Below are 12379 nucleotides of genomic sequence, written 5' to 3'. Positions count from 1 at the left end.
TGTGTGTAATTGCTTTGTGATTAACTTTTGGAGAAGCCAATGAACACTATCGCTGAGCAAAGAAAGAAGCTCGGTATTTCCCAGTCGGTTTTGGCTGATGTTATTGGCTGGGGCCAATCGCGAGTAGCCAATTACGAGCTAAGCATCCGTAAGCCAGGTCTTGATGAGTGCAGAATGATTGTTTTAGGACTCAACAAGCTTGGAGCCAATTGCTCTCTGGATGATGTATTCCCGCCCGGCAGAGTGAAGAGGTAACAGACTTTAAAAGTTCCATTTTCACATAGTAACCACAGACAAGAGGGCTTAACCGTGGATCAGAAGCACTGGCAAGTAGAAAAGCAACCAGCCTGGCTGGTGGCAGCAATTAAAAAGACCATCTCAAGTCTTCCGGGTGGGTATGCAGAAGCTGCCGAATGGCTGGGCGTTACAGAGGATGCTCTGTTCAACCGCCTGCGCACTAATGGTGATCAGATTTTCCCAATGGGTTGGGCGATGGTCCTGCAACAGGCAAGCGGCACCAAGCACATCGCTAATGCGGTGTCCCGTCAGTCAAACAGCGTCAACGTTCCGCTGGTGGATATTGAGGATGTTGATAACGCAGATATCAATCAGCGACTGATGGAGTCAGTTGAGTGGATTGGCAAGCACTCTGCCTATATTCGCAAAGCAACAGCTGACGGCCTAATTGATGCGGCGGAGCGTGAGCAGATTGAAGAGAACAGCTATCAGGTTATGGCTAAGTGGCAGGAGCATCTGACGCTGCTGTACCGCGTGTTTTGCCCCCCAGAAAAGGTGAACGCCGCAGGATTGCAGCCCGCGGCGTTCGATGCGACTAAATCAACGTGTGTGGAGAACTAATCGCGTGATCAATTTAACCAGATTACCAGGGTTACCGCAATTCCGTTGCCTCCCTTCAGCTGGTGGCCGCTTCAGCAGTGAGCCGCTGCGGTATGTGCTTAATGTACCAGGCGGCGCAGAGGAAGTTAACCACAGCTTTGTTGACTGGGCTGTGGGCGATGCTAACCAGCGAATGAAGGCGACCAAATGCGAGAGCTTGACCGAATCTTCCGCGATAAGCGCGGCGTCCCTGTACGGGTCATACGCTGGGAGCCAGAGAACGACAGGGTTATCTACCTGCGTGCCAACTATGAACATGGCGAGTGTTTCAGCTCTCTTAAACGGTTCAAGCATTATTTCAGGGAGGTCGAAGTAATTCATGAGCCTACTTCTGAAAGTTAAACCATTGGTGATAAGCCCTGAGCTTGCGCAGCGCATTGGTCTTAATGAGGCGATTGTGCTGCAGCAGATTTGCTATTGGCTGGAAGACACCACATCCGGCGTCGAGCATGACGGAAAACGCTGGGTTTATAACACCATCGAAGATTGGACTAATCAGTTCCCATTCTGGTCATCGGACACCGTAAAACGCGCACTTACATCACTCAAAAAACGCAACTTAATTTTTGTCGAGCAACTTAAAAAAGCACAGCATGATCGGACTAATTATTACGCAATTAACCACGCAAACCCTTTGCTGGCCGATGAGGGCAAATTGCCCTCATCGAAGGATGCAAGTTGCACTCATCGAACAGGGCAATCTGCACCAATCGATAAGGGCATTTTAACCCCATCGATGGGGGCAAATTGCCCTCGTCTTACAGAGAATACAACAGAGAATACTACAGAGATTACAACAACCCCTTCTTGTCAGGTTGTGGGGCAACCCGACCATGCCCCTGATGCAAATCAGGCTGCTTTTAGCGTGCTGGAGCACCTGAACCGCGCAGCAGGCATGCGCTTTCAGAAATCAAAATCCTCACTGGCACCAATTCGCGGTCGCCTGGCTGAAGATTTCACTGCTGATGAACTGATCCTCACTGTGGATTATTCAATCGCGAAGTGGGCTGAAGACCCAAAAATGTGTGAGTACGTCCGACCGGAAACAATTTTCCGTCCGGGTAAGTTCCCCGGCTATTTGAGTTCAGCGCAGAAATGGGATAAAGCGGGGCGGCCTAAGTGCATCAACGGTAAGTGGCAGCGTGATGTGATGGCTATCTCATCAATGGACTATGAAATTCCTAACGGTTTTCGCGGCGCATAAGGGGATAGAGCGATGATTAACCACGAATCAAAAATTCTTGAACTGATTATCCGCAATGGCCCGCTGAAGGTGCGCGAACTCTGCAAGCTTACCGGCCTGCATGAGACCTCAGTGAAGCGCTTTATCAAACCGCTTTTTACCAGAGGGACTCTCAAGCGTGCCAGCGACTGGAGTTATTCGATCAACACCGCTCCGGTGCCAGAAGAGAGCGAAAAGCATCGCCAGCTGGCGATGCAGGCTACCGAACTGGAAGCTAAAGGGTTCTGGCTGCGTGCTGCACAGGTCTGGCGTGAAGCGATGCTGGTGGCCCGGTTCGATGCATCCCGCAATGTAGCCAAAGAGAACTGCGACCGCTGTGCCGCTAGAGGCTCACTTAACTGTGGCAGCTATGGCGGGCTTGATACAGGCCGTGTTGGCGAAAGCTTCCTGAGTGAGGATCGCCAATGAAAGCGCACCTGAAGAGGCACTACCAACGCAATGAGATTTTCTACCAGGCCATCCGCACCGCAGCGGTGATGATTGCCGCCCTGATTATTGTCCTGACATGGGAGCTGACCACAGCATGAGCACATTAGCGCGCATTTACGACGACAAGAAAAATAGCGATACCGATATCACCACCCGTAAAACCTACCTGCTGGGCGTTGATGAGCTGTATGTCGAAACTAATTACAACATTCGTGATATCGATCAGACTCATGTCGAGGAGTTCCGCGACGCCTTTATCGCTGGTGAACATGTGCCTCCGCTGGCTGTTAAGGTCACCGAGAAGGGCATTAAGATCATCGATGGCCATCACCGCTATTACGGTGCGAAGCTAGCTCAGGAAGCGGGCTATACGCTGCGCCTTGAGTGCAAAGACTTCGTGGGGAGTGAGGCAGACAGTGTGGCATTCATGGTCACCAGTAGTCAGGGCCGAGCCCTATTGCCGCTGGAACGTGCAGCCGCCTATCAGCGCCTCGTTAATCAGGGCTTAGAGCCAGCTGAGATCGCCGCCAAGGTGAAACGTTCGATCACCGACGTTGAACAGCACCTGCAGTTGCTGACGGTTGGAGAACCTCTGATTGAGATGGTGAAGTCTGGCGAAGTGGCCGCAACCACAGCAGTAGCCCTGCAGCGCGAACATGGCGTTAAAGCCTCATCCGTTGCGCAGGAGCAGATGCAGAAGGCGAAAGCGGCAGGGAAGAAGAAGCTGACTAAGACCGATGCTATGCCGCAGTTCAGTGCTGCCCAGGCACGTAAGCTTGCAGAACTGATTGCTAAACATTCTCAGACAGAGCAGAGCGATGAAGGCGCACGCATTACGCTGACGTTTGAAACTGACCTGCAGGCCGCTGAGCTGATGGATATTATCCTGATCGCCAAAGAGCACTACGGCGTGACTCAATCAGTAAGCAAACAACCGGCAGCAGTTAAGGCAGAGGACGGTGATGACCTGCCATTGCTGAAGCACGAAATCCTTGAGCAAAGCGGTGTTGAAGCGTGGGCGTGCGTTATTGCCGCGTTCAAAATGAAAGCTGAGTACACCTACAGCGAATCAAAGTACGCGCATACTTGGGCAGCGGACTCTGTTGAGAACCCTACCTGTGTGACAGTTCCGGCAGAGACCATTGCTAAAGCGGTGCGCCTCATCAAAGAGCATCATGACGATCTTGAACTGAAGCTGTGGGTGTCAGAGCAGTACGATGATCCAGAGCTGGCAAAAGAACAGTTGCAGCGTTTTTCTGCGGTGCTGATTGACGTTCGCCAGGACAGGCCGTGCACAGTTCAGGAGTTTATCGCGCTGGTGGAGCAGACTAACCGTGATTGCTGGTTGAATATCCGCATGTTGCGTCAGGCAGTTCGTGAAGTTGTCAGTCAGATGACAATTCCGGGTATTGGGGAGACTGCATGAAGTTAACTCTCCCGTTCCCGCCAAGCGTTAACACGTACTGGCGTAACACCAGAAAGGGAGTATTGTTCAGCGCCTTCGGGCGCTGTTGCGCATCAAATATTATGAGGCGATTATTAGCACGGTAACAGCACTCATAATCCAACTTTGCAAAGCTTAAGCAGAAAAAGGATGCTCACAATGAACCACTTGCGAACATCGTTAATCTCCAAAGTTCGGGACATAAGCGTCAACGTAACTTTCTTTTTTTCATTATAGCCTTAAAGGCCATATCAGCATCAGCATCATTCAAACTGTCATAATTTTCTAACAACATTTGAACAGATTTACTGAAATCGTCAGTAATACCAACCTCAGTCCCCAGTTCTTCTACAAATTCAGATGTACCAGAAAACGCTTCGCTAAATCTAATTAAATTGCACATTTCGAAAGTTTCACCACCTTTCTCCGTAATTACCTCGTGGCAAGACCTCCCATTCTTGTCTTGAGTGAGGTTAATATGTATGTGATAAGGATCAAAGTGTGGGTGTATTATTTTGTATGCTCCCTTATTGTTAGGGTATGGTGATGTATTTGCTACTGGAGAAGATAGAGGATTTTTATTAGATTTATGCGTATTACAGTCTTTGCACGTGACCGCAAGATTTTCCGGGGTATAGAGATATGCTGGATGTGTTGATTTTGGAATAATATGGTCGATATCCCACTGTCCGCCATGGAACTCTTCTCGTAATCTTCCACAATAAGGGCAGGTAAAATTTTGCTCATTGCGATAGTAATCCCTAACCTCTTTTCGGAAAGCTTTTCGAACTGAGCATGTACCATCCCAATGCGTGGCTTTTTCATCGAATGTGTCTACATGTGCCTGAGCTGTAGCGCTATACACGATAGGTTTAGTAATCATCAGACGCCCTCAATCTTTTGAAGCTCATAATCTGCTTGAATAAAAATTGCACAGGATCGCCATCGGGCACTCTGTTTTTTTCAATTAGAACACCGATTTGGTTAATAAATTCGTCGTCATTATGTGTTGGCTCTATTTTTTTTGATATTTTTGATAGTATTAGTAGTAGCTTTCTTATAATGAAGTCGTTTTTATATCCAGGGCTTTTAAACACACCTGTTAATTGTTTGTCAGCGGATTGCTCTCTGTAAATTCTCAAAGGTTGCAGTTCATAAAATCTATCGCCGAAATATTTATTATCCTTTCTTATTGTTATTGACTCTATATTATTTTTATTTGCAAGAGACAGCACGCACCCATTGTCAAATTGCATGCCAGAAATGATTTGAGGTGAGTGAGTCGCGATAAAAATGTGCGCCCCAAGTCTGTCTGGGCATAAAAGAGAGATGAAGCGCATAAAATTAAGTTGCCATTCTGGATGCAAACTATTTTCTGGCTCATCAATACAAATCATGCAATTATTCTCAGAGAAGCTACTTAAAACAATTGCATGTCCGAATAAGGTTCTTTGCCCGGAACTTAGTGACAGCATGCTGACTTCTTTATTGGAATCACTATGCATCACCTGAAGATCAGAAACATAAAACACATCTAATATAAATAGATGCTTAATTATTTCCATTTTACCAAAGTCATATAGTAAGGATTTTCCTTCCGTGTATATTATCCCTTCAGAAATGGAGAAGTAAACATCACCAAGATCCCCTGCAGAAATTTTTTCAGCTTGTATCATTAATAGGATGTCATAGAGCTCATTTGGGTTATGTTCTTTTTTAATATCTCTCCAAACAAATTCAATCGACTCATCCAGAGTGTTGTTCCGGTTGTCTAAAGCGGAATCTAGAAAGGCGTTTTCTTTTCTGCGGTATACAATGCCTTTATCGGACAGAATCATCTTTCCATTAATAAGACTGCTTAAGATAGCCAGGATATACTGTAAATTATTTGTGGATATGGCACATTTAAGGTGAAGTTGAGATTGCAGTCCAAACATTGCAAAGGCTTCATTGACTCTTTCATTTCTAAGTAAATCTATAGATTTATTTTGGCTCAATGTATTTTTAACGCATTGAGTAACTACATCAGCTATTCCTTTTTTGGGGTTGTCGCTCACTTCTGGATGGATATAAAACATTGACCTCATGGCTGATTTCTTAACATAAGATCTCCTTTTTAAGTAAAGATTTGATGTGAATTTATCAAATCTTGAATTGCATAGGGCAATTATTTTGCTAGGGCTTCTTTCGGATAAAAATTCAAGTGAGATAGCTGGTTCAAGATAATCATCTTTTTTATTATCAAATAAGAAAAAATTTATAGCTTTACTTAATAAGCTTGACTTCCCGCTTGCATTGTCGCCAGTAAGGATTGTGTAGTAATTATGGTATGAATCTTCATTAAAGTCATAGACACTTACTTTATCACGACTTTCGTTCATGATTGAACTTATTCTAAACATAGAAATCCTTAATTTTATTTTTCATTAATGGTGTATCAAGCTAACTATATGACTTTCAAAGTTTAGTTTTGCATAAGGATAAAGGTAGCGAAAATCGCTGTCGAGTAACTTATCCTTTTCATGATGATGATCCTAATTCTTAGGCCTAGGTTGGCAGCTAAAAAGTCAACTTTCGCATAATAGTAGGGTATAGCAAAGGTTACAATCCGCTCGACTATGGTTTCAGTGAAATCAACCTAAATAATGTTTATAGTTAGAATACCTGAAGCATGTTGCAGATGCCTTAGGCAAAGGTTGGTCCCGTTCATTTGCAGATGATGGGGCGGGGCCAGTTAAAAACAGTGTGTGGAGAAGAAAGCATGAATCAGCTTTTAGTGATTGATGGGGTTTCCGTTCGTCAGGACAACTCCGGCCTTTATTGCCTTAATGATCTTCATCGTGCCGCAGGCGGCGAACGCAGACATGAGCCTTCCTTGTGGCGTAACCTTCAACAGACCAACGAACTCGTTCAGCTTCTGAGCGATACAGGAATCCCTGTATCGGTTATTAAGGGTGGCATGAACCAGGGTACGTTCGTATGCAAAGAGCTGGTCTACTCATATGCGATGTGGATCAGCGCCGAATTCAGTTTAAAAGTAATCCGCACGTACGATTCTCTGGCATCAAAGCCCCCCGTAGTTTCAATGCCAGAAGAAGTGCAGGCCAGCATCATCCTGCTTGAATCAGCCTCCCGAATGCTGAACTTTTCAAATTCCTCAAAGCTTGGCGCATATCAGAAGATTCAACAGCATTACGGTATCCCCAACATGATGCCTGCGTATGCTATTGATGCACCTATTGACGCACAAGACGGGTCAAGCCGTCCCACGCTCTCACTGAGTGCACTTCTTAAGGCCAAGAGTATTCGAATGAATGCGAGCCAGCCCTATCGTCAGCTTGAGAAGCTGGGGATCGTTGAACATAAAAGTAGAGCCAGCCGGTCAGGCACCGATGGTGTGAAGCTATTTTGGTCACTGACGGCTAAAGGCTGCATGTACGGTAAAAACATCACCAGCCCGGCTAATCCGCGTGAAACCCAGCCTCATTTCTTCGAATCAAAATTTGCCGAGCTTCTCCGCCTGCTCGACACCGTGCATTGAGGTGACTGTGAGAGCATTACTTACGCCAGAGGTAGCACCTCGCACTGGGATTGTATTGCTGAAGCCAGGACCAGACCTGTTGAAGCTGTTTAAGGGCAGGGTGGTGATCAGCACACCGACAATGGATATGGAAGACCTGCCATCAGGGCGGCTGAATGACGGCACGCAGCCGTTACTTGATGAGCCCTCACTGATTCCCTTCTTCAGTCACGAGCGCGTGATAAAGGCCGCTGGTGGACCGAATGCGCTGGCATCTTTCGTCCAGTCCTTCGGCTGCTGTCAGTGGGAGAAGCTGGACGTATGGCATCACCATGAATTCACAGTGTCAGAAATCGAAAACGGCCTGGTGTCTCTTTGCTATAGCCACGATAATGAATTCAGGGAAAACGGCGTACTCGGTAGCCTGGAGAATATCGCCAAAGGTAACACCGCACTCTGGATAATCAGGGCGGCATGCAGCCAGATGGCGCTAAACGGTGACCATCAACTGACCCTGCCGGAACTGTGCTGGTGGGCAACCCTGAATGATGTGATTGACCTGATACCAGAGGCACCGGCCCGGCGCGTTCTGCGTATGCCGAAAGAGACTATCCAGAGCGGTGAGCTGAAAGAAGCCCGTATTGTTCCAGCGCGACCAGCTCGCGAGGTGATTCAGGATGCTGCTCAGTTGGTCAAAAAGATAATCGACCTGCGCACCGACCCGGAATCACCAGAATCTTTCATGAAGCGCCCCAAGCGTAAGCGCTGGGAAAGTGAGAAATACACACGATGGGTAAAGTCGCAGACTTGCGCATGTTGCGGCATACAGGCTGACGATCCTCATCATATCATTGGACACGGACAGGGGGGAATGGGAACGAAGGCGCATGATTTATTTGTGATACCGCTATGCAGAGCGCATCACGATGAGCTGCACCGGGATATGAAAGCTTTTGAAGCAAAATATGGCAGCCAGGTTGAGTTGCTATTCAGGTTCCTTGATTTCGCGATTGCAGTCGGCGTGATTGGGACAGACAAAAAATAAAGTGTGTGGAGAGGATTAAATATGCGTGACATGTCACAGGTATTAGAGCGCTGGGCCGGATGGGCTAAGTCAGACAGCAGCGGTGTTGATTACTCAGCAATCGCAGCGGGGTTTAAAGGGCTGCTGCCGCAGGATTCAAAGTTAACGCTTACCTGCAGCGATGGAGACGGGTTGATTATTGAAGGTTGCCTGTCCCGGCTTAAAGCCAAGCGCCCTGATGAGCACGCGATCATTGTGCTGCATTACTTTTTCAATATCTCAAAGCGCACCCTTGCGAAGCAGGCCAAGCGCGATGAAAAGATAGTGAGAATTGAAATCCAGATGGCTGAGGGGTTCATTGAAGGCTGCCTGGCAATGCTGGATGTGCGGCTGGATATGGACGACGAACTGACGCCGAAAAAAATATTGAAAAAACCTCTCACGCGGTCCGCATTTTCCTTAGTAATCTGATAAGGTTGATTACCAAGCAGTGCAGCTTATCTGCTAAAAGTCAGTTCCAAATGTGGATGTCAAAGCGCCTCGGGCCTTACCAGCCCGGAGGCGTTTTTTATTTTTAAATATCCCCTAAAGGGGATAGCGATATATCTATCCCTTGCAGGGGATAAGAAATTCACCCTGTTGCCGACGGGCAAGGCACTTACCGCTTTTGCGTCAGGGTTATTTTTCATAAATATCGGCCTCCGGTAAACAAAAATGTTGACCAAGTAAGCATAAATGTTTACTATAGCTTCATGTTCAACAGACAGGAGGAGTAGTGAAGCAAAGCGAGTTCAGGCGGTGGCTTGAATCTCAGGGAGTCGAAGTTTCAAACGGTACTAACCATCTGAAGCTGAGATACAACGGGAAGCGAAGTGTAATGCCGAGGCATCCCGGCGCTGAGTTAAAAGAACCACTGCGAAAGGCCATAATGAAGCAGTTAGGCCTGAAATAATTAACCAGCCCTTCGGGGCTGGTTCTCGCAGAGTTTCACTAAGACGATATGCGATACCCGATTAATCTTGAGCCGTGCGACGGCGGATATGTGGTTTCGTTCCCGGATATACCGGAGGCGCTTACTCAGGGCTATACGCGTGAGGAGGCGTTAGAGATGGGGCTGGATGCGCTGGTTACTTCATTTGATTTCTACTTTGAAGATAACCAGCCTGTTCCGGCACCTGGACCGGTGACAGGGGATTTTGTAGAGGTTCCGGCGAGTGTGTCGGCGAAGGTGCTACTGCTGAATGCTTTCCTTGCTTCCGGCTTAACTCAGGTTGAGCTGGCTTCACGTATGGGAGTTAAAAAGCAGGAGGTAACGCGCATCTTCGATCTGCACCACTCGACCAAAATAGATACTGTTCAGAAGGCGCTCTCAGCGCTGGGTAAGCGACTTGAATTAGTCGCTGCCTGACAGGCATCAAATAATAAATTCAAAGGCTCACTTCGGTGGGCCTTTTTCGTTTTTGCGCACGCCAATCAGTCTCCACACACACTTTTGACGCCGTGGTGCTGCGCAACTCCTTTAACGACAGTCAGCCGCCATCATCCCGGTGGCGGGAATTAGAGCATGCCTCCAGAAAAAGACCCGGGCTTTTGGGCCACAGTGCTGCTGTGGCTGTATGCCCACAAAACAGAATGGGGATATGCCGGGGTAGCAGGCATGTTTTCACTATTACGCAGTGCCTATGCAAAAAGCCCGTGGAGTAAGCGGGTTCTCGACGCTGTCTCCTGCAGCGCGCTGGCGTTCTTCGCAGCGCCCACCCTGCAGGTAGTCGGCGCTCTATTCAACTGGAACATTCCTGACGCAGCCGCACAGGTCTTCGCGGTTTACATCGGGTATGTAGGCAATGACTACATCAGCGCCAGACTGCGCGGGTGGATAGACAGAAAATCAGGGGAACCTAATGACGGGCAGCAATAATTCACGCGGCATACGCAATAACAATCCTGGCAATATCCGCTGGGGCGATGAGTGGAAAGGTCTGGTACCTGAAGCCCAGCGCACTGATAAATCATTCTGTCAGTTCAAAGCGCCAGAATTTGGCATCCGGGCGATGATCATCATTCTTCGCAATTACCAGAGCAAATACGGCCTGAAAACTATTACCGGCATCATCAAGCGCTGGGCACCGCCGAACGAGAATGACACTCAGGCATACATCCGCAGCGTGGCGATGGCGACAGGGACTGATGCTGATAAGCCCATCGACCTGACAGACAGCCGCAAACTTTTTCCTCTTTTGCAGGCAATCATCAAGCACGAGAACGGCAAGCAGCCTTACGAATATGATTTGTTTATTCGGGCGCTCGATCTCGTCTGACAGCAGGAGGCCGCATGGCCGTTTTCCAGTTCATCAAAAACTATTCACATATTTTTGTCATTGCACTTATCTGCCTGGCGCTATGGATGCTGAATGCCCGCAGCTCACAGCTTGAGGCAACCAACCAGCGGCTGGAGAAGTTAGCCAACAGCAAAGACGATCAGATTAACGATCTGCGCTCCAAGAACGATGGTTTAGCAGCCAGCGTTAATGACCTCGTTACCGCGGTTAAGCAGCAGAACGATGTGATGAGACAGGTCGCAGAACAACGCGCCGTAACAGCCCAGCAGAATCGGAAACTACAGAATGAAATTAAGCGTTACCTTGCTGCGGACAAGTGTGCTGTTGCTCCTGTTCCCCCTGATGCTGCTGACAGGCTGCGTGACGCAGCAAAAGCCGCTGGTGGAGTACCGGACAGTAAAGCAGCCACAGCTAAGCCTTCCAGCTGAGCTGATCAGCCAGCTTGATGTTCCCACTGTGCCAGAGCCTTTGACGTTCGGTGGCAGCGTGGTGTTGAATGCAGAGCTTTATGAAACACTAGGGCGCTGTAATATTGATCGTGCAGCAATTCGTAAGATGCAGGCCCGGTTACATTAACGCCTTTTTATTTTGGAAAAAGTTCTTCATCCGAATTGAACCAGTCTTTTGTATCAGTGGTATAGTTCTCTTATTTGAGGGAGAGCTATCGTGGATAAAGAGACATTGGATTTAATTCAATCCATACCAAAAGATGTCTGGCTTCAGCTTTACAGTGATGCGCCTAAGCCCATGCTTCGGCAGTTTGGTAAGCTTGGTGAAGACTTGGCGAAAACTTTGAGGCTAATCACTTTTCCAGTTCAGTGTACTGCCTTTATACAAGATAGAATTGATAAGGGCTTTAAAAACGCATTAGAAAAAATTCCCGAGGAAAGAAGAGTAGCCCCACCGGAAGGGTTAGCTTTAGATATTGCGGATCGGCTAAAGCATCACGGTAGCGAGACATTAATTGGTAAACTCTATGTAGAGTTGCTGTCAGCTTCCATGGATCAAGAAAGGAACAATCAAGCTCATCCAGCCTTTCTGCCAATAATCGGACAGCTCTCATCAGACGAGGCATTATTTCTTCTTCGCCTTTCTGAAAATAAACCCTCAATCTACGTAAGAAAGCTTGGTTCATGGGATCAAGTTACAAAAAATGACAGAGAAACATTAATCGAAGGCAAAGTTTTTCCTTTTTATGGAGTTGAAAGATCGCTTATTGATGTGGCGCTTCAGCCAGAGCAATTTTTTTATCCAGAAAACTTTTACATTTACATTGAACATCTCAATGAACTTGGATTACTGGAGTATACGAATGAAGCCACATCAGAGGACTGGGCAAGGTGGTCAGGATTGGAAGTGCCTGGGTATGATATGTGGTGCATTCAGCTGACTAAGTTTGGTCAGCTTTTCTTTGAATGTTGTACAGATGCTTTGACCGAGCTTGATGCATAAATTCAGGTTTTAAAAAGCCGCCTAAGGGCGG

General features: G+C 47.4%; 18 protein-coding genes. 16 read left to right on the top strand and 2 right to left on the bottom strand.

All coding sequences use genetic code 11. The features are described from left to right. Window positions 1-39 precede the first annotated feature (39 nt). From LC417_RS03780 to LC417_RS03755, 7 genes are all read left to right on the top strand, one after another. Window positions 40-255 (top strand): helix-turn-helix transcriptional regulator, encoded by a 216-nt coding sequence (locus LC417_RS03780; RefSeq protein WP_223565500.1) that lies wholly within the window; start codon window positions 40-42, stop codon window positions 253-255. A gap of 54 nt (window positions 256-309) precedes the next feature. Beyond that, window positions 310-858 (top strand): YmfL family putative regulatory protein, encoded by a 549-nt coding sequence (locus tag LC417_RS03775; RefSeq protein ID WP_223565499.1) that lies wholly within the window; start codon window positions 310-312, stop codon window positions 856-858. Between the two features lie 186 nt (window positions 859-1044). Further along, on the top strand, window positions 1045-1239 hold the full coding sequence (locus LC417_RS03770; RefSeq protein WP_223565498.1) for a DUF4222 domain-containing protein: 195 nt from the start codon (window positions 1045-1047) through the stop codon (window positions 1237-1239). Then, window positions 1217-2101: a conserved phage C-terminal domain-containing protein gene (locus LC417_RS03765; protein ID WP_223565497.1), complete on the top strand. Its 885-nt coding sequence runs from the start codon at window positions 1217-1219 to the stop codon at window positions 2099-2101. Before LC417_RS03770 ends, LC417_RS03765 begins: the two co-directional genes overlap by 23 nt. Window positions 2102-2113: 12 nt before the next feature. Beyond that, complete coding sequence (locus LC417_RS03760) at window positions 2114-2548, top strand: PerC family transcriptional regulator (RefSeq protein WP_223565496.1); 435 nt, start codon at window positions 2114-2116, stop codon at window positions 2546-2548. Next, entirely contained in the window at window positions 2545-2667 is a 123-nt protein-coding gene (locus LC417_RS22405; RefSeq protein ID WP_255601829.1) for a hypothetical protein, read from the top strand. The genes LC417_RS03760 and LC417_RS22405 overlap by 4 nt, the downstream gene beginning before the upstream one ends. Then, the gene (locus LC417_RS03755) at window positions 2664-3995 is read left to right on the top strand and encodes a chromosome partitioning protein ParB (RefSeq protein ID WP_223565495.1); all 1332 of its coding nucleotides are present in this window, start codon (window positions 2664-2666) and stop codon (window positions 3993-3995) included. Before LC417_RS22405 ends, LC417_RS03755 begins: the two co-directional genes overlap by 4 nt. Before the next feature lie 226 nt (window positions 3996-4221). Here the strand turns inward: LC417_RS03755 and LC417_RS03750 are convergent, their stop codons facing one another. Both LC417_RS03750 and LC417_RS03745 read right to left on the bottom strand, forming a co-directional pair. Next, window positions 4222-4896, bottom strand: coding sequence for an HNH endonuclease (locus LC417_RS03750; protein ID WP_223565494.1), 675 nt, complete (start codon window positions 4894-4896; stop codon window positions 4222-4224). Beyond that, on the bottom strand, window positions 4886-6394 hold the full coding sequence (locus LC417_RS03745) for an AAA family ATPase (protein WP_223565493.1): 1509 nt from the start codon (window positions 6392-6394) through the stop codon (window positions 4886-4888). The genes LC417_RS03750 and LC417_RS03745 overlap by 11 nt, the downstream gene beginning before the upstream one ends. 380 nt (window positions 6395-6774) lie before the next feature. On the opposite strand from LC417_RS03745, the gene LC417_RS03740 reads away from it, so the two are divergent. The 9 genes from LC417_RS03740 to LC417_RS03700 all read left to right on the top strand — a co-directional run bounded on the left by LC417_RS03740 (window position 6775) and on the right by LC417_RS03700 (window position 12348). Further along, the gene (locus tag LC417_RS03740; RefSeq protein ID WP_223565492.1) at window positions 6775-7554 is read left to right on the top strand and encodes a KilA-N domain-containing protein; all 780 of its coding nucleotides are present in this window, start codon (window positions 6775-6777) and stop codon (window positions 7552-7554) included. 7 nt (window positions 7555-7561) lie between these two features. After that, a complete protein-coding gene (locus LC417_RS03735) occupies window positions 7562-8578 on the top strand; it encodes a DUF968 domain-containing protein (RefSeq protein ID WP_223565491.1) in 1017 nt (338 codons plus the stop codon). 21 nt (window positions 8579-8599) lie between these two features. Then, the gene (locus LC417_RS03730) at window positions 8600-9028 is read left to right on the top strand and encodes an antiterminator Q family protein (protein WP_107319670.1); all 429 of its coding nucleotides are present in this window, start codon (window positions 8600-8602) and stop codon (window positions 9026-9028) included. 304 nt (window positions 9029-9332) lie between these two features. Further along, complete coding sequence (locus tag LC417_RS03725) at window positions 9333-9509, top strand: type II toxin-antitoxin system HicA family toxin (protein WP_052271421.1); 177 nt, start codon at window positions 9333-9335, stop codon at window positions 9507-9509. Window positions 9510-9557: 48 nt separating this feature from the next. Next, window positions 9558-9965 (top strand): type II toxin-antitoxin system HicB family antitoxin, encoded by a 408-nt coding sequence (locus LC417_RS03720; protein ID WP_223565490.1) that lies wholly within the window; start codon window positions 9558-9560, stop codon window positions 9963-9965. Window positions 9966-10121: 156 nt separating this feature from the next. Then, a complete protein-coding gene (locus LC417_RS03715; RefSeq protein ID WP_210456362.1) occupies window positions 10122-10475 on the top strand; it encodes a phage holin, lambda family in 354 nt (117 codons plus the stop codon). Next, the gene (locus tag LC417_RS03710; RefSeq protein WP_223565489.1) at window positions 10459-10875 is read left to right on the top strand and encodes a structural protein; all 417 of its coding nucleotides are present in this window, start codon (window positions 10459-10461) and stop codon (window positions 10873-10875) included. The genes LC417_RS03715 and LC417_RS03710 overlap by 17 nt, the downstream gene beginning before the upstream one ends. A 14-nt stretch (window positions 10876-10889) precedes the next feature. After that, a complete protein-coding gene (locus LC417_RS03705; protein WP_223565488.1) occupies window positions 10890-11324 on the top strand; it encodes an Rz lytic protein in 435 nt (144 codons plus the stop codon). A gap of 238 nt (window positions 11325-11562) precedes the next feature. Next, window positions 11563-12348: a DUF4393 domain-containing protein gene (locus LC417_RS03700; protein ID WP_223565487.1), complete on the top strand. Its 786-nt coding sequence runs from the start codon at window positions 11563-11565 to the stop codon at window positions 12346-12348. The last annotated feature ends 31 nt before the right edge of the window (window positions 12349-12379 follow it).

The organism is Pantoea sp. OVA07A, assembly GCF_019969975.1.
GTDB classification, from domain to species: Bacteria; Pseudomonadota; Gammaproteobacteria; order Enterobacterales; family Enterobacteriaceae; genus Pantoea; species Pantoea agglomerans.
This window is presented reverse-complemented; position numbering and strand designations above follow the sequence as displayed.

Excerpts from the sequence above, each read along its gene's own strand:
- LC417_RS03780 (WP_223565500.1), top strand. The coding sequence starts at position 40 with ATGAACACTATCGCTGAGCAAAGAAAGAAGCTCGGTATTTCCCAGTCG.
- LC417_RS03770 (WP_223565498.1), top strand. The coding sequence starts at position 1,045 with ATGCGAGAGCTTGACCGAATCTTCCGCGATAAGCGCGGCGTCCCTGTA.
- LC417_RS03765 (WP_223565497.1), top strand. The coding sequence starts at position 1,217 with ATGAGCCTACTTCTGAAAGTTAAACCATTGGTGATAAGCCCTGAGCTT.
- LC417_RS03760 (WP_223565496.1), top strand. The coding sequence starts at position 2,114 with ATGATTAACCACGAATCAAAAATTCTTGAACTGATTATCCGCAATGGC.
- LC417_RS22405 (WP_255601829.1), top strand. The coding sequence starts at position 2,545 with ATGAAAGCGCACCTGAAGAGGCACTACCAACGCAATGAGATTTTCTAC.
- LC417_RS03755 (WP_223565495.1), top strand. The coding sequence starts at position 2,664 with ATGAGCACATTAGCGCGCATTTACGACGACAAGAAAAATAGCGATACC.
- LC417_RS03750 (WP_223565494.1), bottom strand. The coding sequence starts at position 4,896 with ATGATTACTAAACCTATCGTGTATAGCGCTACAGCTCAGGCACATGTA.
- LC417_RS03745 (WP_223565493.1), bottom strand. The coding sequence starts at position 6,394 with ATGAACGAAAGTCGTGATAAAGTAAGTGTCTATGACTTTAATGAAGAT.
- LC417_RS03740 (WP_223565492.1), top strand. The coding sequence starts at position 6,775 with ATGAATCAGCTTTTAGTGATTGATGGGGTTTCCGTTCGTCAGGACAAC.
- LC417_RS03730 (WP_107319670.1), top strand. The coding sequence starts at position 8,600 with ATGCGTGACATGTCACAGGTATTAGAGCGCTGGGCCGGATGGGCTAAG.
- LC417_RS03720 (WP_223565490.1), top strand. The coding sequence starts at position 9,558 with ATGCGATACCCGATTAATCTTGAGCCGTGCGACGGCGGATATGTGGTT.
- LC417_RS03715 (WP_210456362.1), top strand. The coding sequence starts at position 10,122 with ATGCCTCCAGAAAAAGACCCGGGCTTTTGGGCCACAGTGCTGCTGTGG.
- LC417_RS03710 (WP_223565489.1), top strand. The coding sequence starts at position 10,459 with ATGACGGGCAGCAATAATTCACGCGGCATACGCAATAACAATCCTGGC.
- LC417_RS03705 (WP_223565488.1), top strand. The coding sequence starts at position 10,890 with ATGGCCGTTTTCCAGTTCATCAAAAACTATTCACATATTTTTGTCATT.